The sequence below is a fragment of the Sphingobium sp. FW305-3-2-15-F-TSA7 genome (genome assembly GCF_058787155.1).
On record NZ_JBYSZM010000020.1, the window covers coordinates 84,305 to 106,450 of the forward strand.

Genomic DNA, 22,146 nt, shown 5'->3' on the forward strand with positions numbered 1-22,146 from the left:
GTCATCTCGCGAACGCTAAGGTGACGTGTCGGGATGTTGCCCCTCTCACCGGTCCCCCGGCCGATATCGTCGCGCGATATGCCCCGCCAGGTCCTCGGGATAGAAATATACCGGCCGCAGCTTGCCGTCGGCATAGAGCTGCGCCTGATCCGCGAAATGCTTCGACGCCGGATCGCCGCTCTCTCCGCCTGCGCTGACCGCCCAGGCGCGCAGGCGGGAACCGAATTCGATCGTGGCCACGAAGCTGTTGCCGCGCGTGCCGTAATAACGCTTCGTCCCCGGATAGCGCATCGCGCCAAAGGCGGCGAGCGAGCCCCATTGCGCCGAGGTGAAAGGCACGGCGACGCTCGGCTTGCTGTCGTCGAAGGTCTGGACGATCGCACCGTCGTTGCGCTGATAGCGATTAATCTCCCCCCAGGGCACGCGCCAGCCGCCGAAATCCTTGGTCAAGCGGTCGGCCGCCTCGCGCAGAGCGTCAAGCCGCTGTGTGTCGGTCGCACGATCGGCGATATAATCCCACACCGTCATGTCCGCCGCCTCCGCCGCTTCCGACGTCTTCGCCCACAGCGCCTCACCCCAGAAGACCGCGAGCGAGGTCGGCGCGGAGTCCGCGCTCCAGCGATAATCCCAGCCGCGCAGCAATTCGATCGGCCCGGCAAGCTTCGGATCGGGCGCACGGTCATACGCGGCCAGCAGCTTCGGCAGAAAGCGCGCAAAGGCGGTCAGATAGGGATCATAGGCCGCATCGATCAGCGTCTGCGGCGTGAAGTCGCGTCGCGCATTCAGCACGCGCTCGGCATGAGCACCGCGCGGATTCTCGCCGACCTGATCCATATAGCGCGGAAAATCCGCCGCCTTCGGGCTGTCCGCGCCCGCCGCGGTCCAGGGCCAGTTGTTGACGTTGAACGCCCAGCCATTTTTCGGATTCACGACCTGGGGCAGGCTTGCCAGGCTGTGCAGTCCCTTCCAGTCGGTCGCCGGGTCGCTGCCGTCCACAGGCTTGCGATAGTCGAACCGCCCATCGCGGATCGGCACGAACTGGGGATGAAGATAGGCGATTTGCCCCTTGGCATCCGCGAACAGCGTGTTGTTCGACGAATTGGCCTTGAGCTCCGCCACTTTCAGGAAGCTCGCATAATCCTGCGCCTTGGTGCGCAGATAGCTTTGCTGAAGCGCGGCGATCGGGCGGTTCATCAATGCGAAGGCGATCCATCTGCCCTGATCGTCACGGCGGACGATCGGGCCGTGATGCGTCGCATAGGTGGTGAAGTCGCGCTGCTTCATGCTGCCATCGGCGGCGCGATAGGACAGGGTCAGCTGTCGCGTGCCGACCGGGCGCAATGCCTTGCCATAGCGATAGGCACGGCTGCCATCGGCCTTTTCGACGATCGTCTCGGCGAACTCGTCGACATTGTCGATGCCGCTGGAGGTATGCATCCAGCCGGCCTTCTCGTTGAAACCCTGATAGATGAAGAACTGTCCCCAGGTTGCGGCGCCATAGGCATTGAGCCCCTCGCCGCTCTTCATCTGCAATTCGGACCGGAAGAAGAAGCTGGTGTGGGGATTGATCAGCAACAGCGCCTTGCCGTCCCTGGTGTGGCTCGCTGCGATGGCGATACCGTTCGACCCCTGCGGTTCGCGGAAGACCAGGCCGCGTTCGAGTGCGCTCATCCGGATCGGCCGGTTCTCGTAAAATGCCTGAAGCTGACTGAGCGGCACACTCTCGATATCGCCGCCGATGCTGCCCTCGGTGAAGGACAACGCCATCCAGGGTTCGAAGCGCGTGATGACGCGTGGGCAGGTTTCGGGATGGGTGGTGAGATAGTGGTTGAGCCCGTCGGCCCAGGCGATCATCAGTGTCTTCAGCCAGGCCGGGCTCTTCGCATAATCGGCCTTGAGTTCGTCATGGTCGAGGAACAGGCGCTGGCGGAGGTCCTGCCAGATCGCCCGCTCGCCCTCCGCTTCCGCCAGCCGGCCGAGATTGACCAGATAATTGGTCTCGATCCGGTTGAAATCGTCTTCGGCCTGGGCATGGATCATGCCGAACACCGCATCGGCGTCGGTCTTGCCCTCGACATGAGCGATACCCCAATCGTCGCGCGTGATGGTGACGTCATATGGGACGGTCCGTATCGCAGCCCCCGCAGCGACACCGCAACTCGCCTGGGCCTGTGCCGCAACCGACAGCAAGGCGACGGCAAGAGCCAGGCGGCCGGCTGCATCGATCGTCATCAGTCTCACCATGCCCATCCTCTCCCGTTCCGGCGTCTCATGCCGTCATCGGCGGGTGCAGGACAAGAGCGTATCATTCGGAAAGCCGACGGGCGGACGTCGGTTTTGCGCATTCCGGTAGAGGTTTGGATCGGGCGGTGATGCACGCCGGCATGGATCCGGCAAGCGGCCCGTCGACAAACGCCTTTGGTCGAAAAACAATAGCGCCGGCCCGATACGGTGCCATAGCCGCCAAGCGGTCCCTTCAAGGCCGTGGCGGGTAGCGATACTCACCGATGGCCGGCGCGCAGACATCCCAGACTTTGCTGCGTCGGCCATCATCTGCCGATTTCATTTCGAGTCAATCCGCTGGCAACGAAAGTTGCCCTAGCGATATGCGCCTGCCGCGAGCTTGCCGCTGTCCACCCCGAACGGCGCGATGAACGCGTCCGATGAAACGGCATGGCCGTAATAGAAACCCTGCCCCGCATCGCACGACCATTCGCGCAACAGCGTCTCCTGCTCGACTGTCTCGATACCTTCGGCAATCACGTCCAGGCCGAGACTGTGGCCGATCGTCACCACACCCTTCACGATCGCAGCACTGTGCTGATCGAAGCATAGATCCTGGACAAAGCTGCGATCGAGCTTGAGGCGCGACAGCGGGAAATTCTTCAACGTGCTGAGCGATGCGAATCCGGTGCCAAAATCGTCGAACGCGATGCTCACGCCGCGGGCATGGACTTCCCGAAGCGGTTCCAGGGCGTTGAAATCATGGCGAAGCACGATGGTCTCGGTGATTTCGATCTCGAGATCGCCGGGCAGCAGTCCATGTCGCGACAGGGCGGCATCGATCACTTGGGCAAGCGTGCCGGTGCGAAGCTGCGCCGCGAAGAGATTGACGCCCATCCGGATCGGCGGAACCCCGGCACGCCGCCATTGCGCAAGGTTGCGGCAAGCCTCGTCGAGCACCCAGCATCCCACTTCGAAGGCAAGCGCGTGTGTTTCCAGGACCGGCAGGAAGGATTTGGGATATAGCAGTCCGCGCGTCGGATGCCGCCAGCGCAGCAATGCTTCCGCTCCGATCAGCCGGTGATCGACAAGGCTGACCTGCGGCTGGAAATGCAATTCGAACTGCCGATCGGTAAAAGCGTCGCGGATTTCGTCCTGAAACGCGCGCGTCGCGGACAATTGGCGTTCCATGCCCGTGTCGAACAGCCGATAGCGACGCCCACCATCGCTTTTCGCCCTGAACAGCGCGAGGTCGGCGCGCACCACAAGCTCTTCCGCATCGCGGGCATGCAGCGGCGCAAGCGCGATGCCGACACTTCCCGACAGATGAAGCTGATGTCCGCAGACCGAAAATGGCCGGCTGATCAGATCAAGCAACACCTCTGCCCGCGCGCCGATCCATCGCGGATCCTGCGCATCGGAAAGCAGGATGGCGAATTCGTCGCCACCCAGCCGCGCCAGTGCCTCATCCGGCCCGATCGACGTCGCCAGACGAAGCGCAAGCGCCTGCAGCAGCGTATCTCCGGCTGCGTGCCCCAACCCATCATTGATGCCCTTGAAATCGGCGAGATCGAGCACCAGCACGGTCGCGAAGCCGCTGCCCTCCAGTTGCGCCTCGATCCGCGTCCTGAAACTGTTGCGATTGAGCAATCCGGTCAGGTCGTCATGGTTCGCAAGATGGTGGAGCCTCTCCTCCCGCGCCCTGCGTTCCGAGATATCCTGCAATTGCGCACCGATCCCAAAGCCGAGCGGCCCTTCCCAGATCGAAAGCGACAATTCGGCGGGAAATTCGGATCCGTCGCGGCGGATCGCGATCACTTCGAGCGGCCGGCCGGTCATTCGCGACGGTCCCCCCGCGGCGACCCGGGCCAGGCCCTCACGATGCGCGGCGCGGAAACGCTCGGGCACGATCAGTTCGATCAACTGCCCCTCGACTTCGGCACTCTCATAGCCGAACATCCGCTCGGCCCCATGGTTCCAGAATGTGATCCGACCGGCACCGTCGGTCGTGATCAGCGCCTGATGCGCGACATGGGCGAAAGGAACGAGCACATCGGCCGCACGATCGCGGCTCCGGCGATCCATCAGCAGCGGCTTCGCGACCGCATTGTCGCCGTTGGCATCAAGTTCGTTCACTGGGCAGCCTCTCCGCCCAGACAATGCCCAACTGGTCTTACTCAAATCTAAATAGCTCCCGATTTGGGTATCGACTTTAAGGATGGTGACCAATAACGGTGATTTTCTTGGCGGGAGGGATTTGGCGAATGCCGTTCGGCGTCTTTATCCATCGCACCGACTCGATCTATAGCGACCTCCCGACCGAACATTACCAGTTCCCGAGCCAGTATCTCGGACGCGCCCAATCCTGCATCGGCGACTGGGTTATCTATTATGCGCCGCGCAAGGCAGCGGGCACACGAGGCTATTACGCGATCGCCAAGGTCGACAAGGTGATACCGGATCCCAGCGCGCCCGGCATGTATCTCGCGCTCATCGAACCGGGAAGCTATCTAGAATTCACCAATCCGGTACCGTTCAGCGGGCCCGGCGGATTGGTCGAACTGGGCTTGCTGAACGATGAAGGGAAAATCTCCGGCCGTGCACAGTCCGCTATCCGGTCGATCTCGCCGGGCGATTTCAACCGCATCGTCACGCTCGGCCTTGACGATCACGAGGCACCCCTGCCGCGGATCGACGATCTTTCCGAAGATGAGCCGATGGACTTGCGCCTGCGAGAAACTGTGCTTCCCTTCGAACAGGAACGCGACCGGATCCGCTATTATACCTCGCGCATCGTGCGAAACCGTATATTCCGGCAGGTGATTCTACGCGCTTATGATGCGCGCTGCGCAGTGACCGGATTGAAACTGATCAATGGCGGCGGCCGTGCCGAAGTCGAGGCCGCGCATATCCGACCCGTCGAAGCCAATGGCCCCGATATCGTCAGCAACGGGATTGCCCTTTCGGGTACCGCGCACTGGATGTTCGATCGCGGATTGATCGGCCTTGGTGACGATCTCGAAATCCTCATATCCCGTCAGGTCAATGATCCGGACAGCGTGCGGGCGATGATCAACGCGAGCGGCCACGCGCTGTTGCCCCTTCGCGCGATCGACCGACCGCATCCGCATTTCCTCGGCTGGCATCGCGAACATTGCTTCAAGCATTGATCGGCCTGGTCGGGAGCCGTTCAGCTTTCATATCGTTATTGTCCCGGCAACGAGGCAATAGATGACGACACGGCGCGAAGCGATTGCAGGATTGGCGGGCATGCTGGCGCTGGCGCGGCTGGCACCGGTGCGCGCGGCGACCGCAGCCGGCCGTGGCGAGCCCTTTTCCTGGGAACTGCTCCAGCAGCGCGCGCTCGCCCTGCATCGTCAGGCCTGGCGTCCGTCCTCGGATGCCGGCGCCCTGCTCGACAAGATGGGCTATGATGCCGCCAATAATGTCGAATATCGGCCCGACCGCACGTTGTGGGGCGATGGCGGCATCCGCTTCTTTCCGCTGACGACCACTGCGCGTCATCCGGTTTCGATTGCGGTGGTCGAGAACGGCATCGCCCGCCCCTTTGCCTATGATCCGGCGCTTTATCGTCATCCCGCCGATCATCCGATGGCGGCGATCGGGCGCGGCGGTGGTTTTTCGGGTTTCCGCGTGATGAATCCAGGCGGGCGCGGCGACTGGCTGGCATTCCAGGGCGCATCCTATTTCCGCGCCGCCGGGCCGCTCGCCCAATATGGCCTTTCGGCGCGGGGGCTGGCGGTGAACGCGGGCGCCAGTACGGCGGAGGAGTTTCCGGTCTTCACCCATATCTGGCTGGAGCGCGACAAGGGCGCCGCCGTCACGGTCTATGCACTGCTCGACGGACCGAGCGTGGCGGGCGCCTATCGGATCGTCAGCGAACGACGTGCCGACGAAACCGTCCAGTCGGTGAGTTCGGTGCTGTATATGCGGAATGCGGTCGAACGGCTCGGCATCGCGCCGCTTACCAGCATGTACTGGTATGCCGAAGGCGATCGCGGCCCGGCGCGCGACTGGCGGCCCGAAATCCATGATTCCGACGGCCTCGCGATCCGGACGGGCGCGGGCGAGAGGATCTGGCGCCCCCTTGCCAATCCGCCGCGGCCGCGGACCAGCAGCTTCGCCGATACAGGCCCCAAGGGTTTCGGCCTGATGCAGCGCGACCGCGAATTCGGTCATTATCAGGATGACGGCGTCTTTTACGAGAAGCGGCCGAGCCTGTGGATCGAACCGCAGGGCGACTGGGGCAAAGGTGCGGTGACGCTCTACGAGTTCCCGACGAACACCGAATATGCCGACAATGTCGTCGCCTTCTGGACGCCCGAACGCATCGCAAAGGCGGGAGACACGCTGGCGCACGATTATCGGATGCGATGGATCGGTGGCGAGCCCGAGCCGATGACCGTGGCGCGTGCGGTCGCCTGCCGCATAGGACAGGGCAATATCCCGGGTAAGCCGCCTTCGCCCGATATCGTCAAATTCGTCGTCGATTTCGCCGGAGACCGGTTCGCGGGGCTCACCCACCACTCCCCTGTCGCGCCGCGCACCAGCGTTGTCGGCGGACGCGTGGTCAATCAGGGCTGCTACCCGGTCGATGGACAGGTCAATCTGTGGCGGCTCATCCTGGATATCCAACGAGACGGCGAGCGGCCGCTGGACGTGCGCGCGATCCTCGATATGCGAAATCAGCCACTTACCGAGACATGGCTCTATCTGCTCGGCTGAAGCGCAAAAAACCGGCAATCGCCCGGAACGCTCCACCGGCCCGGCAGTTTTGAGCCGACACCGTACCCTTGCAGAGAAAAGGGACGGAAACTGCCGTATAAACAGCGTACAGGTCGCACATTGCCGGACGGTTCCCCACAGCCACGTTTGTCGGACGACATGCTGGCGCTCGCCCCCATCGGTCCAGCCGGCGTCGCCGGTGAATTGCCGCCCGAAGCCCGGCTCGAAATGCCCATCCAGTCGTTCCAGAAAGCGCCACGCCCCGGCCGCCGCGTCGTGACCACACCCGACGACATGGTCGAGCGGCGGATCCTGGTGGTCGTCGCCACGCTCGCGCTCGGCATGTTCGCCGCGACCGAGATGATGCGTCCATTGGCGGGTCTCAGCCTGCCCCGCTTGCTCGACGGCGCATTGTTCATGCTGACCTTGAGCCTGTTCTGCTGGATCGCGCTGGGTTTCGTAAATGCGGCGATCGGTTTTTGCGTGCTCTTCGCGGAACGCGGAAAACCGCGCGCCACATGGCCCCTGACCATTCCGCGGCGAAGAACGGCGGTGCTCGTACCGATCTATCATGAGGATATGGGTCCGATCGCCACACGCGTTACGCAGATGAGCGCGATGCTGGAACGCGCCGGCGTCGCCAGGCAGTTCGATATCTTCCTGTTGAGCGATTCCGGCGCCACCGCCGCCGATGCCGAGCATGCGGCATATCGCGCGCTGCGCGACACATGCGCCCTGCCCATATATTATCGCCGTCGCCCGCAGAATATCGCGCGCAAGCCCGGCAATATCGCCGACTGGGTCCGCCGCTTCGGCGGCGCCTATGAGTATATGATCGTCCTCGACGCCGACAGCCTGATGAGCGGCGACGTGATGGCGCGGCTGGCCGGTGTGATGGATCGCAGCCCTGGCGTGGCGTTGATCCAGACGGTCCCCAGCGTTGTGGGCAGCCGCACGATATTCGCGCGTTGGCAGCAATTCGCCGCTGCCGCCTACGGCCCGATCTCGACCGCCGGTCTGATCTGGTGGTCGGGCCCGGAGGCTACCTTCTGGGGCCACAACGCCATCGTCCGCGTGAAGGCGTTCGCGGAGAGCTGCGGTTTGCCTGAGTTGAGCGGGCGCGAACCGATGGGCGGCCACATCATGAGCCACGACATGGTCGAAGCAGCATTGCTGCGCCGGCGTGGCTGGGCGGTGCATATGGTCGCAGTCGAGGGCAGTCATGAGGAATTCCCGCCGACGCTCAGCGACCATGCCGTGCGCGACCGGCGCTGGTGCCAGGGCAATCTCCAGCATATCCGGCTATTGGCCGCGGGTGGCTTTCACTGGATCAACCGGCTGCAATTGCTGATGGGGGCCTCGGCCTATCTCGCCTCCCCGCTCTGGCTGGCGCTGGCGCTCGTCACCCTGCTCCAGGGCGTCGGTCTGATCGACGCGTCATCCTTCGCACCGTCGCTCTGGCCGATCATGCTCACCCTGACATTGCTGTTCGGGCCGAAGCTGCTGGCTTTTGCGTGGATCCTGATCGATCGCGCACAGCGCGAAAGCCTCGGCGGAACGCGGAACATCATGCGCACCATGGCGCTGGAAGTGCCGCTTGCGATGGCGGTGGCGCCGGTGACGATGATCAGCCAGACCATCGCCGTGATCGATATCGCCCGTGGCAAGCCGAGCGGCTGGCGCCCGCAGCGACGCGATGCCGACGGCATTCCGCTGCGTCAGGCCGTGACCGATTATCGCTACCATGTCGGTACCGGCCTGCTCTTCCTTGCGATGATCCTGGTCGCGGGCGGGGCGACACTGTGGCTGCTTCCGATCGTGCTCAGCCTGCTGCTCGCGCCGGTCACGGCGTCGCTCACCGCGCGGGCCGATTGGGGTGCGCAACTGGCACGCCGCGGCATCCTCGCGCTGGACGAGGCCGCATTTGCCGTGCCGGCATCGGGAGATCTGGCCGATATCGGAGCACTCCGCACCGCCACCGATGGCGATCGCCTCACCCTATCCGTCCCGTCGACCATGCGATAGGCTGCCTGCCCGAATGGGCAATGGGGGCGAATATGGCAAGATCGACCAGGACGGGCGGGCTTTCCCGGCGGGATATGCTGCAGGTCGCAACGATCACGCCGTTTGCGCTGTCGTCGGCCCCCGCGCTCTCTTCGCCCCCGGCACAAGCCGTCAAAGCCGCCTTCACCGCTGCCGGATTGCGCGAGCAATTGCTGCTCGCGCCCGATGTCCGTTATTTCAACGCCGCCAATATCGGCCCGAGCTTTCGCAGGGTAGCGGAGGTACAGGCCCGCGGAACCGCCGCCTTTCAGCACAATCCCTCGCGCGAGTTTCGCGAACGCTATCCCGTCATCGCCACCCGGCTGCGCACACGGCTCGCGGCGCGGATCGGTGCGCATCCCGACGAAATCGCGCTCGTCCGCAACGCGAGCGAAGCCAACAGCGTCGCGGTGCTGGGGCTCGACCTGAAACGCGGCGACCGCGTCGTCCTGACCGCGCACAATCATCAGTCGACGCTCGATACCTGGCGGCTGCGCGCGCACCGTGAGGGGTTGGAACTCGTGATATTGCCGGTGCCCGTCGCCGCCGCCGCGCCTCAGCAGATCGTCGACGCGTTCGCCGCCGCGATCACGCCCGGAACGCGTGCCGTGTTCCTGTCGCACATCACCAACGTCACCGGTCTCGCTTATCCGATCGCGGACATCGCCGCCCTGACGCGCAAGGCCGGCGCATGGCTTCATGTCGATGGCGCACAGGCCTTTGGCTGGCTTCGGCTCGACATGGCAGCGCTCGGCGTCGATTCCTATTCGGGCAGCACGCATAAATGGCTGCTCGGCCCGCTCGAAGGCGGCTTATTATATGTGAGGCGCGAACGGCAGGCACAGCTCAGTCCGCTGATGCTCAGCCATGGCTATTGGCTGACCGATCCGAAGAATCTCGAGACCGCGCAGAAATACGAGATCCTCGGCCAGCGCGACGATCCCAAGCTGGAAGCGATCGAAGCCGCGCTCGATACGATGGACGGGATCGGCGAAACGACGGTCGAAAGCGGCGTACGCGCCACCGCCCGAACGATGCGCACCGCGCTGTCACGCGTGCCCGGCGCAGCGATTATCGGCTCCCCTCATCCCGACCTGTCCGGCCCGGTGATCACCGTCGCTTTTCCGGGCAAGGATGTCGCCACGATCCGCGCCCGGCTGTGGAACACGGCAAAGGTCGCGACCGCACAGACCGAAGCCGACGGGCAGCCGCTGATCCGTTTCTCTCCCCATCTCTACAATAGCGAAGACGAGATCGCGCTGGTGGCCGACCTGCTGAGCCGGGCCTGACGATCAGTCTGGTGTCGCCAGAAGCGCGCGCGCCTGATCGTGAAACTCGCGCGCCAGCCGCGAAGGCTGCGAGAGCGCCGAGGTGACGAAGGCATATTCGTGCATGATCTGCGGCGCGAATACGCGCGCGACGAGCGGATCGCGCAGATAGCTGTGCGCCAGCCGTTCATTGACGATCGCGATCCCCACACCCCGCGCCGCCAGCGCGCAGGCGGAGCCGTGCGTATGGGTTTCGATCGCGACGCGGGGGCGCAGACGATATGCGGCAAAGGCCTCGTCCACCTGCACGCGCCATTGCCGGCCTGAACCGAGCAGGATCAACGGCTGATCCGCCAGCAATTCAGGGGTCAACGTGACATGGCGGGCCAGCGGATGATCGGCGGTGAGCACGCAGACCGAGCCATTGGCCATCAGCGGTTCACAGCGCAGATCACTATCGTCGACGGGCAGTTTCATGAAACCGCAATCGACGACACGCGTCGCGATCATCGCCTTGGCGGTCTCGGTCGTCCGCGAATCCAGGCTGAAGCGAACCCCCGGAAAGCGATCGAGGAACGCTGCGACGATCTCGGGCAGCAATCCTTCGGCGAAACTGGGCGGCGCCACCACGCGCAATTCGCCGACCGCCGACGTCGCGATATCGCTGACCAGACTGTCGACCCGGCGCAACCCGGCCAGCGCCAGTTCCACTTCCTCCGCCAGCGCCAGGCCATCCTTGGTGGCGACCAATCGACCGCGGTCGCGATAGAAGAGTTCGAAACCGACCGTGCTTTCGAGCTGGGCGATGATCCGGCTGACCGCCGGCTGGGTCATGCCGAGATTGCGCCCCGTGCTGGTGGCGGATCCGGTGCGGATCACCTCGGCAAAGGTCGTCAGCGCACGCACGCCCAGCGTGGACGCATTCCGTCGCGGCGCCGTCACAGTTGCATCTCAGGGAACAACCGGCGCCACGATGTGCGAGGGATGATCGCGATCGACATGGATCCGGTTGCGGGCGACCTGTGGCGACGCGCCGGAGACGCGCCAGTCGCAGTTCGGATTGACGTCGAAATGCGGAAAATTACTGCTCGACACCTCGATCCGGATGCGGTGCCCGGCAAGGAACAGATTGCTCGTCGGAAAGGTCGGGATCGACAGCGCATAGATCTTGCCCGGCTCCATCGGTTCCGGCGTCTCGAACGACGTGCGAAACCGCGCACGCAGAATGCCATGGGCGAGGTTCATCGCATAGCCCTCCGGATAATCCGGGCTGGGCGGATGGACATCGACCAGCTTGATCGTGAAATCGGTGTCGATCGCCGAAGAGCTGATGTGGAGATGGGCAACCACGTTTCCCGTCAACTCGATGGCCGCGTCGAGCGGTGGCGTCTCGAACACCAATATATCGGCGCGCTCGGCAAGCGCCCGCCCCGGCATCGTCGCACCGAACAGTTCGGGCGTCTCGCGCTGGTCATAGGCGCCGGCGAACATCAGCGGAGCGCCCGATGCGATGGCGCCACCGATTGTCGGCACCGGATCGGCCGGATCGAAATCGTAGGCCAGCGGCTGGATGTCCGCATCGGGAACCGACAGATCCAGCGCACCATCCCCATGGAGGTAGAGCGTCATCGGCACGGCGCGCGCGATCGGCCATTCCTGTTCGTCGCGCCATCGACCGCCATGATCGAGCCGCCCTTCCGGCGTCCGCCGCCCGCTGCCGCCGCCCATCACGAAGATCCGCACCGGTGCCGGCAGATGCTCGGGCGCATCCCGGCCCAGCAGATGCCGGTCGAACCAGTCGCGGCGCAGCGTGAAATAATCGGTGCCGACATGCCCGTCGAGCGTCGCTTCGGCGCCGAAATCGACGTCGCCGGCATGGGTCACCGAACGCTGGCCATGCGTCCAGGGGCCCAGCACCAGCTTCACCGGCCCGCGCTTGATCGGTGCCAACCCCATGAAATTGTCGATCGCGGTCTGCGAATAGGGATCGTACCAGCTCGCCATATGGACCATCGGCACATCGGCATAACGATCATAATAGCCGCGCGCATAGATGCCCAACTGCTTCCAGAAATCGCTGAGCCGGTCATTGTCCCATTGCTCGAGGATAAAGGCTTCATATTCGGGTGCTGCGACGAGCGGAGAATAGCCCCGGCGCCAGCGCCGTCGCGTCCAGGCACCGATATCCTCGGCTTCCAGCGCAGCACGGCGCACGGGGTCGGCCTCCGTCTCCGGCGCGAGCAGCGCATGTTTGCGCGCCCAGGTCAGCTGCTTGAGCTCGAACGCCCCACCCTGCCGCGCGCCGCCATGATAGGCACTGGAAAACCCGCCCGAATCGAGGAACATTGCGCCCAGCCCCGGCGGATCGAGGCAGGCGAGCGCACTTTGCACATGCGCGCCATAGGACAGGCCCATCGTCCCGATGCGACCGTCGCACCAGGGCTGTTCGAGCAGCCAGGCCAGCGTGTCGGCGCCGTCCTCGGCCTCGCTCAGATATTTGGTGAAGACCCCTTCGGATCCATAGCGCCCGCGGCAATCCTGGAGGACAAAGGCATAGCCGGCTTCGGCGAACCAGCCTGCAATCTCCGGCTTGCTGCGCAGCCGTGGCACAGCGCGGGTGAAATCGCCATGGTTCGATCCGCGCTTGTCATAGGGCGTGCGTTCCAGCAGCACCGGCACGCGCCGGCCCGGAACCCAGTCGGGCGGCAGATAGATGTCGGTGGCCAGCCGGATGCCGTCGCGCATCGGCACCATCGCGTCGGCAATCGCTGCGGTTTCCACGATCATTGCGCCGCCGGCAGGCTATAGCGCGCCGGCGCATCGGGGCCGACGGGAAGATCGAGCGTTACCCAGGTCGCGACCAGCGCAAGCCCGGTCAGGCCAATCGCGATCGAGAAGGGCAGCATCATCGCGATCAGCGATCCGACGCCGAACCCCTTCACCCAGCGCTGGCACATCACCAGCACCAGCACGAAATTGGACGCGACCGGAGTCACGATGTTGAAGATCGAATCCCCCATCCGATAGGCGGCCGTCGTCATCTCCGGCGAAACGCCGAGCAGCATCAGCAACGGCACCACGATCGGCGCCATCACGCTCCACTTCGCGCTCGCCGAACCGATCAGCAGATCGAAGATCGACGACATCAGCAACAGGGCGACCAGCAGCAACGGCACCGGCAATGCCATACCGCGCAGCAGTTCCGCGCCCTTGATCGCCATGACCGGGCCGAGATTGGACCAGGCGAAGACCGCTACGAAATGCGCCGCGAAGAAGACGATGACGATATAGGGGGCAAGGTCGCGCATCCCCTGCCCCATCATCCTCACGACATCGCGGTGCGATGCGATCGTGCCGGCGCCCGCGCCATAGGCCCAGCCACAGGCAAGGAAGAGCAGAAAGAACGCGGCGATCAGCGCGCCGTAGAACGGCGTCAGCCGCGCCGCGCCGTGCGCGCTATCGTCGATCAGCGGATGGAAACCGGGCACCAATGTCAGTGCGGCGAACAGCGCAACCACGACCAGCGCCGCAAGCCCGGCGCGACGCAACCCGCGCCGCTGACCATCGTCGAGCACGCCGACCGGGGCCGCAAGCCCGGCATCGGGGCCATCGGCCTGCCAGCGTGCAAGGCGAGGTTCGACGATGCGATCGCAGACGAACCAGACGATCGGCAGCAGGATCAGGCCGAGCGCCGCGGTGAACCACCAATTGCCGAGCGGATTGAGGACATGGCCGGGTACCAGCAGATGCGCCGCGGCCTGGGTGATGCCGAGGATGAGCACGTCGAACTGGCCGGGCAGGAGATTGCCCGCGAACGCCCCCGAAATGCCGGCATAGGCCGCAGCGATCCCGGCGAGCGGGTGACGGCCTGCCTCGGCATAGACGATCGCGGCAAGCGGGATCAGCACGACATAGGGCGCATCGCCGGCATGGTGCGACAACAGGCCGACCAGATAGGTGCACGGCGTCAGCCAGCGCATCGGCAGATTGCGCACCGCGCGCCCGATCAGCACGGTGAACAGCCCGGCGCGCTCAGCAACCGCCGCGCCGAGCATCACGACCAGCACGAAACCGAGCGGCGGAAAGGCCGCGAGCGTCTTGGGCATGTCGATCAGCAGCTTGCGGAGATTTTCGGCGGAGAACAGGCTCTCCACCACGATGAGATCGCCCGTCGACGGATTGACCGCGCTCCAGCCCGCCCCCGCCGCGACCGCCGATACCGCCATCACCAATATGATCAGCGCGACGAAGATGAAGGCCGGGTCGGGCAATGCGTTGCCGAGCCGTTCCACGCGGTCGAGCCAGCTCCGCCGCCCGACCGCTGCCTGATCGTTCATCCGACTCTCCCAGCCCGCTCGGGTCGAGCCTACATCTTCACCGAGAAACGGGCGTAGAGGAACCGGCCGCGCGCATCATAGGTGTAGATGTCGTAATTGATCGGCGCATTGGCATAGGATGCCGGCGGCGCGCGATCGAACAGGTTGTTGACGCCAACCCCGAAGCGCGCGCGGCCATCCTCGACATCGAAGCCCATTTCGGCGTCGATATAGGTGACGGCGCTGGTGCGGGCATTCTTGACCGGGTTCACCACATCGGTGGTCTTGCCGATATAGCGCGCGCGCAGCACTGCATCCACCGCTTCGCCGGTCCAGCTCAGCGACGCCTGTCCCTTCCAGCGCGGATAGGTCGAACGCGGCTGATCGCCCTTGCCCGCGCGGTTGTCGACGATGGTCGCGCCGGTCGCCGGATCCGGCGAAACCGTGCGGAACGATCCGAGATAGGATGCATCGAGAACCGTGGCGAACTTGCCGATATCGGTGCGGAAATCATAACGCAGCGTCGCATCGACACCGTCGGTGCTGATCGAGTTGAGATTCTGCGCACCCTGCAGCAGTTCCAGGATCGCACCGGTGCCTGCATCGCGGCTGACCAGATCACAGAACACACCGGCGCGCAGCGCGCAAAGCTGCAGGATCTGCGTCGCCGATTGGGCGGCGATCGCGTTCTTGATCTTGATCTTGTAATAATCGACCGTCAGCGACAGCCCGGTGAGCGGCGTGACCGCGACGCCGACGCTGATGCTGTCCGACGTTTCCGGCTTGAGCGTCGTATTGCCACTGATCACGCCGGGGATCAGCCCGTTCAGGTTGAAATTGATCTGATTATAGCCGGCGGGAACGCCCGCGCAGCCGGGCTTTCCTGCATTCGCGGCGGCACCGCCATTGCAGGGGTCAGTGCCCTGGAAACTCGTCTGGCGCGCGCCCTGATAGAGTTCGAGGATCGACGGGGCGCGGAAACCCTGGGCATAGGTGCCACGGATGAGCAGCCCATCGAATGGACGATAGCCCGCGCCCGCCTTGAAGGTCGCCTTGCCGCCGACCGTCGAATAGTCGGAATAGCGGCCGGCCAGACTGAGATCGAGCGCCTTACCGAGTGCGGAATCCTTGAGCAGCGGGATCGAGAGCTCGCCATAGACTTCGTGCAGGTCGTAGCTGCCCGAGGTTGCCGTCCGGGTCTGCGCGGTCGTCTTGGTGTAGAGCGCAGCGTTCAGATAGGTCGGCGCGGCATTGGCGATCGGATCGGGATTATCGACGCCCTTGTTGCGCCGATATTCATACCCCACCGCCAGCGCGACATCACCGGCGGGCAATGTAAACAGCGTGCCGGTGACGTTCGCCGATGCATTCAACAACTCGGTATAATTGGATTCGCGCGTGGTGAAGCGGATAAAGGCCGCCTGCTGCTCGGTCATCGGGCCGAACAGGTTGATCGGCACGCAACCGGCGACGGCGGCGCAGGCAGCCGGATTGCCCAGGCCCAGGAACAGATTGTCGTAATTGACGCCGTTGAGCGCGACCGAGTCGATCTTGTTTTTGGCATAGCTGCCGAACACGTCCCAGTTCCAGCGATTGCCGAACAGTTCGAAGCCGCCATCCAGGCCGCCGGCGATGCGCACCGTCTCGACATCCTGGCGATTGTCGCGATTGCCCAGGTCGCTCATCACCTTGCGGATCCGGAACGCCGAATTGGCGGCGAAAGCGAGGGCATTGGCGACGGGCACGCCATTGGCAGTGCCGAACGGATTAAAGGCGTGATTGTTGGGGATCGAGAAGCCCCGCACCGTGCCCGCGGTGCCGCCGATATCGAGCAGCACCGGCGAGAAGAGCTGGTTGGACTTGCGCCGGTTATAGAGCCCTTCGACGTAGAAATTGATGTCGTCGGTCACCTCGTAGCCGAACCGGCCATAGATGCCGTAACGCTCCGACGGACCGGCCGAATAGATGCCCTGCGCCTGGGTGTTGTAGAAATCGCCGGGCAGCGACGCGACGTGATAGCTGTTGTCGGCCAGATTGCCCGCGCCATAGCCGGCACCACCATTGAACGCGATCGGGTTGGTGGCGTTCGCAAAGCCCGCACCGGTGCCGAAATAGGCGTTGGAGGCGAGCCCCGGCAGGATGAACAGCCCATTGGGGCTCGTCCCCGGCGTCGTCACCGGCACCAGCGACAAGGTGGTCAGATCGCGCGCGGTCGTCAGGATCGGCTGCGACTTGAAATAGCTGCCCGACAGGATGAACGAAGCCCGGCCAACGCGCTTCCCGACATTGAGGATCGCGGTATATTCCTCGCCATCGCCCTTGTCGGTGGTCGCGGCGCGGATCGAACCGCGAATGCCGTCAAAGGGCTGGATCGTCTTGATATTGACGACGCCGGCGATCGCGTCGGCGCCGTAGATCGCCGAAGCGCCGTCCTTCAGCACTTCGACGCCGTCGATCATGCCCATCGGGATGGTGTTGAGATCGACAAAGTCGCGGAAACCGCGCTGACCGACCGCATCGACCCAGCGATGGCCATCGACCAGCACCAGCACGCGATTGCCGCTGCCCTCACCGCCGCCCAGATAGCGCAGATTGATCGAGGACGCGCCGTAGGAAGTCCCCTGCGTACCGTTCGAATTGAGGCTGACGCCCGCCGAAGGCAGTTTCTGGAGCAGTTCACCCGGCGATGCGGTGCCCGATTTTGAGATGTCGTCGGCGGTCAGGGTCAGCAGCGGCCCGACGGTCTGGGCGTCGCGGCGCTGGATGCGCGAACCGGTGACGACAATGTCGACGGCCTCTTCGGGTGCTGCTGCGTCCGCGGCATCCGCCGGCGATGCGGAAGGATCGGCTTGCTGTGCGAAGGCCGGCGAAGCGATCGCCAATGCGATCATGCTCGCGCCGAACAACACGCCGCGCGCTCCATTCGCTCGACACCGTGTCGAAAGCATCTCCGTCATCATTCCCTCCATTCCCCGATTCGGCCTAAGGCTTAGCGATCCGTGACGGCGGCGAAATCTGATGACGTCATTTCATCGTACCATATCAAAATCGGCATGACCTTGCTCTCAATCGACGCGATTAGATATGCCCTTGTCGTCAAAGGCTTTCAAAGGCGAACCGGCGATGATGCTCGATCGAAGATGCGTGCTCGCGGCCGGGCTTGCGCTCGGCATTCCAGCCGCCCAGGCGCGCCGGCGTGACACGCGTATCATCCTGCTCGGCCAGTCGCTGATCCAGCAGAATCTGTGTACGCCCGCCTGGCCGGGCATGGCGGCGATCGTCCGGCGCCTCGCCGGGGCGGACGTGGTCTTCACCGATCTGGAAACCGCCATCGATGGCCCCGGGGCGGGCCCACCCACCCGGGTCGGCGAAGTGCTCCATGCCGCCAGGCCCGAGGTGATCGATTGCCTGCGCACGCTGGGCGTGACGATGGTGACGACCGCGAACAACCATGCCTGGGATCTCGGCAGCGGCGGCATCCTTGCCGCGATCGATGCGCTCGACCAGCGCCGGATCGTGCATGCCGGCACCGGCCGCGATCTGGCAACCGCATCGGCGGCCGCGTATCAGGATACGCCCGGTGGCCGCGTCGCGCTGGTCGCAGCGGCGGCGGGCGCGATCCGCGACGGCGCCGCCGCGACGGCCACCCGCCCCGGCGTCGCCGAAATCCGACGCCTGGCGTCGGGCGAGCTCGATCCCGGCGATGTTGCACGCACGCTCGATGCTATCCGCGCGGCGCGCGCGACCGGCGCGGCGGTGATCTTCTGCCTCCACAATCATTATTGGGAGCCGGTGCAGGCGAACACGCCCGAATGGCAGCGTAAATTCGCCCGCGCCTGTATCGACGCCGGCGCATCGACCTTCGTCGCGCACGGCACGCCGCTGATGCAGGGCATGGAGCAGTATAAGGGCGCCCCGCTTTTCCACGGCCTCGGCAATTTCATCTTCCAGACGCGCAAGGCCGATGGCGCCTATGGCCCCGCCACCTGGCGCTCGCTGATCGTCGACGCCCGCTTTCGCGACGGCCGTTTCGTCGGCGCCGATCTGGTGCCCGTCCAGCTCAAAGCCGAGAAATCGGGCGGCGAATATTCCGCCGGCTATCCGATGCTTGCCGGCGAACGCACCACGAAACTGGCGCCGAGCCCGTAAATACGTCGACATATATCGATCGGACCGAAACACGCAGTTCGTACATCGCCGCGATCGCATCCGTTGCGGATCGATCGCCACACCATTATATCGCCCATGTCGGAAAAGGCAGACTTGGTTTGGTAAGCCCAAGTCCTTTCGGTAACGAAAGCTCTGGTCTCTGGCCTCGTGCATGAGATCCCCACGACGAACATCGGACGCTCCACGGGGCGTTTCATTGTTCGTCCGTGTGGTACTCAATAGTCGAGGAACGCTCCGGTCGAACATCGACACAGGAGCAGTTCATGCACACCCCTCACCCGATTCTCCATGACGTCGTCATTGCCGGCGCCGGCCCGGTCGGCCTGTTTCTCGCCTGCGAACTGCGGCTCGCCGGCCTTTCGGTGCTGGTGCTGGAGCAGGCGGAAGACCCGCGCTCGCCCCTCAAACGGCTTCCGTTCGGCATGCGCGGCCTTTCCGCACCCACCATCGAAGCCTTTTATCGTCGCGGCTGGCTGAACGACATCGCCGCGCCGGAACGCGCGAAAGACGATCGGGACAGTGGCAGCCTTGCGTCTGCCGCACATTGGATGCAGCAACCGCGTCGCCCGGCCGGCCATTTCGCCGGCATCCAGTTCTACGACGACATCATCGATACCACGAACTGGCCATATCGCCTGCCGTCCCCCGCCGGCACCAGCATGGCGGTCGATATGGAATCGCTCGAATCCGCCCTCGCCGCTCGGGCAAACGCGATGGGCGTGGAAATCAGGCGCGGCGTCGGCGTTACCGCGTTCGATCAATCCGGCGAAGACGTAACCATTCGCGCCGGCGAGGAGGTTTTTCGCGGACGCTGGCTCGTCGGCTGCGACGGTGGCCGCAGCGTGGTGCGCAAGTCCGGCGGGTTTGAATTTGTCGGCACCGATCCCGAGTTCACCGGCTATTCCATCGACGTCGAGATCGCCGATCCGGATGGGCTGCGTCCGGGCCGCCACTATACGCCGACGGGCATGTACAGCTATGCACGGCCGGGCGTGATCGGGATGGTCGAGTTCGACGGCGGCGCTTTCCATCGGACCCAGCCGATCACGCGTGAGCATGTGCAGGCGGTCTTGCGCCGCATATCCGGCACCGACGTCACAGTGACCGCGCTTCGCCTGGCCACGACCTGGACCGATCGCGCCCATCAAGCGACGGCTTATCGCAAGGGACGCGTGCTGCTCGCGGGCGATGCCGCGCACATCCATTCTCCCCTGGGCGGCCAAGGACTCAACCTCGGACTCGGCGACGCGATGAATCTGGGCTGGAAGCTGGCGTCCACGGTCCGGGGTGACGCACCGGTCGGGCTGCTCGACAGCTATCAGAGCGAACGGCATCCGGTGGGCGCACAGATTCTGGACTGGTCGCGCGCGCAGGTCGCGCTCATGCGCCCCACCCGAAGCACGCGCGCGCTCGAAGCCATCATCCGTGATCTCATCGAGACCCGCGACGGCGCGACATATTTCGCCGAGCGCGTATGGGGCGTCTCCCTCCGCTACGATATCGGCGGCGATCATCCGCTCGTCGGCCGCAGCGTTCCCGATTTCGAACTGGCCAACGGGACGAAGATCGGCGCGTTGCTGAGCGAGGGAAAAGGTCTGCTCCTGAACTTGGACTCCCGCGCATCGCTCCGGGCGGTTGCGAGCCGCTGGCGCGGGCGGGTCACCTACGTCGCGGCCGATGTGAAGGATCGGCTGGGCTTGAGCGCCGTGCTCGTGCGCCCCGATGGCTTCGTCGCCTGGGCCAGCGAAGCCGCTCCTGACAATGAGGAAACGTCCAGGGCTGTGTCACGCTGGTTCGGCGGGCATGTATCCGCCTAACCCCTCCGACGCCGCGCACATGATCGCCCAGCCAAGCCAAGCGGCTACGTCGCGCCGTCAACCGCCGCCGCAAGGTTGCTCAGGTATTTGGCAATATTGCCGCGTGACATCGCCGCATAATCGCTTTGTGCAGACTCGATCGGCGTGAACTGCGTGCGGACCAGGACGATGCAGGCATCCTCCCCTGCGGGCGTCACCGAGATATGGCCCGCATATTCCGCCCATAGCAGCGGCCCGTTGTCGGTCATGGAATACTCGATCACCCGCTCGCGATGATCGAGCCATTCGAGCCTTTCGATCACCCGGCCTCCACCGATCTCCGGATCAAGGTGATAGACGCGGAGGGCGCCGAGCCCCTGCCCCTGCACTTCGACGCGATGAACATATCCGTGCGTCAGCGCATCGCCGCCGAAATTGCCCACGAACGTCCAGGCACGATCGGCCGATGCCTCGATCCGCGCCGCCACTTCCACAATCTGCATCTTTGCCTCTCTCGTTCGTCGTTAGCGGATGAAGTCGGCGCCGGGGTGCGCCCGCGGATATTTCTTCAGATAGTCGAGGAATTTGCCCAATGCCCGATCGCTTCTGGTGAACATGCCGCGCGTGAAGCGGATCGTGTTGAGGATTTCGGCGTCCTGGCTGACCACCGCCACTTCGAGCTGCATTGCGAAATCGAGCGTTTCCCGAACGATGCGATCACCCTCGGGCGTGCCGTCGGATTTCCGGGTCGCGATCACGAAGTAACTGCGCAAGGTGCCCGGCCGATGCAGCCCGCACGGATAGAGGAACGCGAACCATTGCCCGTTCACGCTGCCCGTCTGGTAGAAGATGTTGGTGCCCAATATCCCGACATCATATTCGATCGGCGCGCCGCTGTCGCGGAAATGACCTGTCAGATGATAGTCATAGCCATAGGGATGCCAACGGATATCCGCGCTCGGATCCGCATTGGCCAGGTCGATTCCGTGAACGCAGGTGATGTGATTGAAGTCCGAGGTGTTGCACATGAACACCCAGGGATCGGCCATCAGGTCGATCGTCGGGATATCGGTATGAAAGGCCAGTTCGTCGTCGGGAAAGCCGAGATCGGGCAGATCGAACAGCGGAGTCTCGCCGTTGAACGCCCAGATCAGCCCGAACCGCTCGACCGTCGGATATTGGAAGACGCGCATTCCGGCCACGACCGTGTCGTTATTTCCGGTGCGCACGCATCGTCCATCGGTGCCGAAGCGCCATTCATGGAACGCACAGACCAGATTGCCACCGGATACGCGTCCGACCGACAGGTCGGCGCCATTGTGCGGGCAATAGGCGCTGACCACGCTTACTTCGCCGCTCTCGGTCCGAAACACCGCGACCCGCCCGTCGAGGAAATTGCGCCCAAGCACCTGTCCCGGCACAACATCGCTGGACCGGCAGAGCGGCCACCAGCTTTGCGAGAACAGGCCGTCATCGCCCTCATGGATCACGCCCCGACCGTTGCGGCGCCGGTCGATCAGATGGTCGGCGGCGATATCCCCATGCAGATAACGCTCGAGATCATAGCCTGCGGTCTGCGACATC

General features: G+C 64.3%; 14 protein-coding genes. 6 read left to right on the plus strand and 8 right to left on the minus strand.

The genetic code is table 11. The features are described from left to right. Positions 1-45: 45 nt before the first annotated feature. Positions 46-2,244, minus strand: coding sequence for a penicillin acylase family protein (locus AC3WN8_RS16730; protein ID WP_492670593.1), 2,199 nt, complete (start codon positions 2,242-2,244; stop codon positions 46-48). A 354-nt stretch (positions 2,245-2,598) separates the two neighbouring features. Continuing rightward, entirely contained in the window at positions 2,599-4,359 is a 1,761-nt protein-coding gene (locus AC3WN8_RS16735; protein WP_492670594.1) for a putative bifunctional diguanylate cyclase/phosphodiesterase, read from the minus strand. Between the two features lie 128 nt (positions 4,360-4,487). On the opposite strand from AC3WN8_RS16735, the gene AC3WN8_RS16740 reads away from it, so the two are divergent. From AC3WN8_RS16740 to AC3WN8_RS16755, 4 genes are all read left to right on the plus strand, one after another. Further along, positions 4,488-5,393 (plus strand): HNH endonuclease, encoded by a 906-nt coding sequence (locus tag AC3WN8_RS16740; RefSeq protein ID WP_492670595.1) that lies wholly within the window; start codon positions 4,488-4,490, stop codon positions 5,391-5,393. Positions 5,394-5,454: 61 nt separating this feature from the next. After that, positions 5,455-6,969 (plus strand): OpgD/OpgG family glucan biosynthesis protein, encoded by a 1,515-nt coding sequence (locus AC3WN8_RS16745; protein WP_492670596.1) that lies wholly within the window; start codon positions 5,455-5,457, stop codon positions 6,967-6,969. A gap of 159 nt (positions 6,970-7,128) precedes the next feature. Beyond that, a complete protein-coding gene (mdoH, locus tag AC3WN8_RS16750) occupies positions 7,129-8,994 on the plus strand; it encodes a glucans biosynthesis glucosyltransferase MdoH (RefSeq protein WP_492670597.1) in 1,866 nt (621 codons plus the stop codon). Positions 8,995-9,026: 32 nt separating this feature from the next. Beyond that, positions 9,027-10,301, plus strand: a complete 1,275-nt coding sequence (locus AC3WN8_RS16755; protein ID WP_492670598.1) for an aminotransferase class V-fold PLP-dependent enzyme — start codon at positions 9,027-9,029, stop codon at positions 10,299-10,301. 3 nt (positions 10,302-10,304) lie between these two features. Here AC3WN8_RS16755 and AC3WN8_RS16760 read toward each other — a convergent pair whose 3' ends face one another. Genes AC3WN8_RS16760 through AC3WN8_RS16775 form a run of 4 tightly spaced genes read right to left on the minus strand, consistent with a single transcriptional unit; the run spans position 10,305 to position 17,553 of the window. Next, complete coding sequence (locus AC3WN8_RS16760; RefSeq protein WP_492670599.1) at positions 10,305-11,222, minus strand: LysR family transcriptional regulator; 918 nt, start codon at positions 11,220-11,222, stop codon at positions 10,305-10,307. Between the two features lie 9 nt (positions 11,223-11,231). Further along, complete coding sequence (locus AC3WN8_RS16765) at positions 11,232-13,067, minus strand: CocE/NonD family hydrolase (protein WP_492670600.1); 1,836 nt, start codon at positions 13,065-13,067, stop codon at positions 11,232-11,234. Beyond that, complete coding sequence (locus AC3WN8_RS16770; protein ID WP_492670601.1) at positions 13,064-14,617, minus strand: AbgT family transporter; 1,554 nt, start codon at positions 14,615-14,617, stop codon at positions 13,064-13,066. Before AC3WN8_RS16770 ends, AC3WN8_RS16765 begins: the two co-directional genes overlap by 4 nt. 29 nt (positions 14,618-14,646) lie before the next feature. Continuing rightward, a complete protein-coding gene (locus AC3WN8_RS16775) occupies positions 14,647-17,553 on the minus strand; it encodes a TonB-dependent receptor (protein WP_492670602.1) in 2,907 nt (968 codons plus the stop codon). A 166-nt stretch (positions 17,554-17,719) separates the two neighbouring features. Here AC3WN8_RS16775 and AC3WN8_RS16780 point away from each other — a divergent pair, with 166 nt between their 5' ends. Both AC3WN8_RS16780 and AC3WN8_RS16785 read left to right on the plus strand, forming a co-directional pair. Then, entirely contained in the window at positions 17,720-18,745 is a 1,026-nt protein-coding gene (locus tag AC3WN8_RS16780; protein ID WP_492670603.1) for a CapA family protein, read from the plus strand. Positions 18,746-19,029: 284 nt separating this feature from the next. Next, positions 19,030-20,583, plus strand: a complete 1,554-nt coding sequence (locus tag AC3WN8_RS16785; RefSeq protein ID WP_492670604.1) for an FAD-dependent monooxygenase — start codon at positions 19,030-19,032, stop codon at positions 20,581-20,583. A gap of 44 nt (positions 20,584-20,627) precedes the next feature. Here AC3WN8_RS16785 and AC3WN8_RS16790 read toward each other — a convergent pair whose 3' ends face one another. Together AC3WN8_RS16790 and AC3WN8_RS16795 are read right to left on the minus strand one after the other, a co-directional pair. Further along, positions 20,628-21,065: an SRPBCC family protein gene (locus tag AC3WN8_RS16790; RefSeq protein WP_492670605.1), complete on the minus strand. Its 438-nt coding sequence runs from the start codon at positions 21,063-21,065 to the stop codon at positions 20,628-20,630. 21 nt (positions 21,066-21,086) lie between these two features. Next, entirely contained in the window at positions 21,087-22,145 is a 1,059-nt protein-coding gene (locus tag AC3WN8_RS16795; RefSeq protein ID WP_492670606.1) for a Rieske 2Fe-2S domain-containing protein, read from the minus strand. Between the last annotated feature and the right edge of the window lies 1 nt (position 22,146).

What these genes read in the sequence shown, in the direction of transcription:
- AC3WN8_RS16790 (WP_492670605.1), bottom strand. Translation starts at nt 21,065, where the DNA reads ATGCAGATTGTGGAAGTGGCGGCGCGGATCGAGGCATCGGCCGATCGT.
- AC3WN8_RS16785 (WP_492670604.1), top strand. Translation starts at nt 19,030, where the DNA reads ATGCACACCCCTCACCCGATTCTCCATGACGTCGTCATTGCCGGCGCC.
- AC3WN8_RS16740 (WP_492670595.1), top strand. Translation starts at nt 4,488, where the DNA reads ATGCCGTTCGGCGTCTTTATCCATCGCACCGACTCGATCTATAGCGAC.
- AC3WN8_RS16795 (WP_492670606.1), bottom strand. Translation starts at nt 22,145, where the DNA reads ATGTCGCAGACCGCAGGCTATGATCTCGAGCGTTATCTGCATGGGGAT.
- AC3WN8_RS16780 (WP_492670603.1), top strand. Translation starts at nt 17,720, where the DNA reads ATGATGCTCGATCGAAGATGCGTGCTCGCGGCCGGGCTTGCGCTCGGC.
- AC3WN8_RS16745 (WP_492670596.1), top strand. Translation starts at nt 5,455, where the DNA reads ATGACGACACGGCGCGAAGCGATTGCAGGATTGGCGGGCATGCTGGCG.
- AC3WN8_RS16765 (WP_492670600.1), bottom strand. Translation starts at nt 13,067, where the DNA reads ATGATCGTGGAAACCGCAGCGATTGCCGACGCGATGGTGCCGATGCGC.
- AC3WN8_RS16770 (WP_492670601.1), bottom strand. Translation starts at nt 14,617, where the DNA reads ATGAACGATCAGGCAGCGGTCGGGCGGCGGAGCTGGCTCGACCGCGTG.
- AC3WN8_RS16775 (WP_492670602.1), bottom strand. Translation starts at nt 17,553, where the DNA reads ATGACGGAGATGCTTTCGACACGGTGTCGAGCGAATGGAGCGCGCGGC.
- mdoH (WP_492670597.1), top strand. Translation starts at nt 7,129, where the DNA reads ATGCTGGCGCTCGCCCCCATCGGTCCAGCCGGCGTCGCCGGTGAATTG.
- AC3WN8_RS16730 (WP_492670593.1), bottom strand. Translation starts at nt 2,244, where the DNA reads ATGGTGAGACTGATGACGATCGATGCAGCCGGCCGCCTGGCTCTTGCC.
- AC3WN8_RS16755 (WP_492670598.1), top strand. Translation starts at nt 9,027, where the DNA reads ATGGCAAGATCGACCAGGACGGGCGGGCTTTCCCGGCGGGATATGCTG.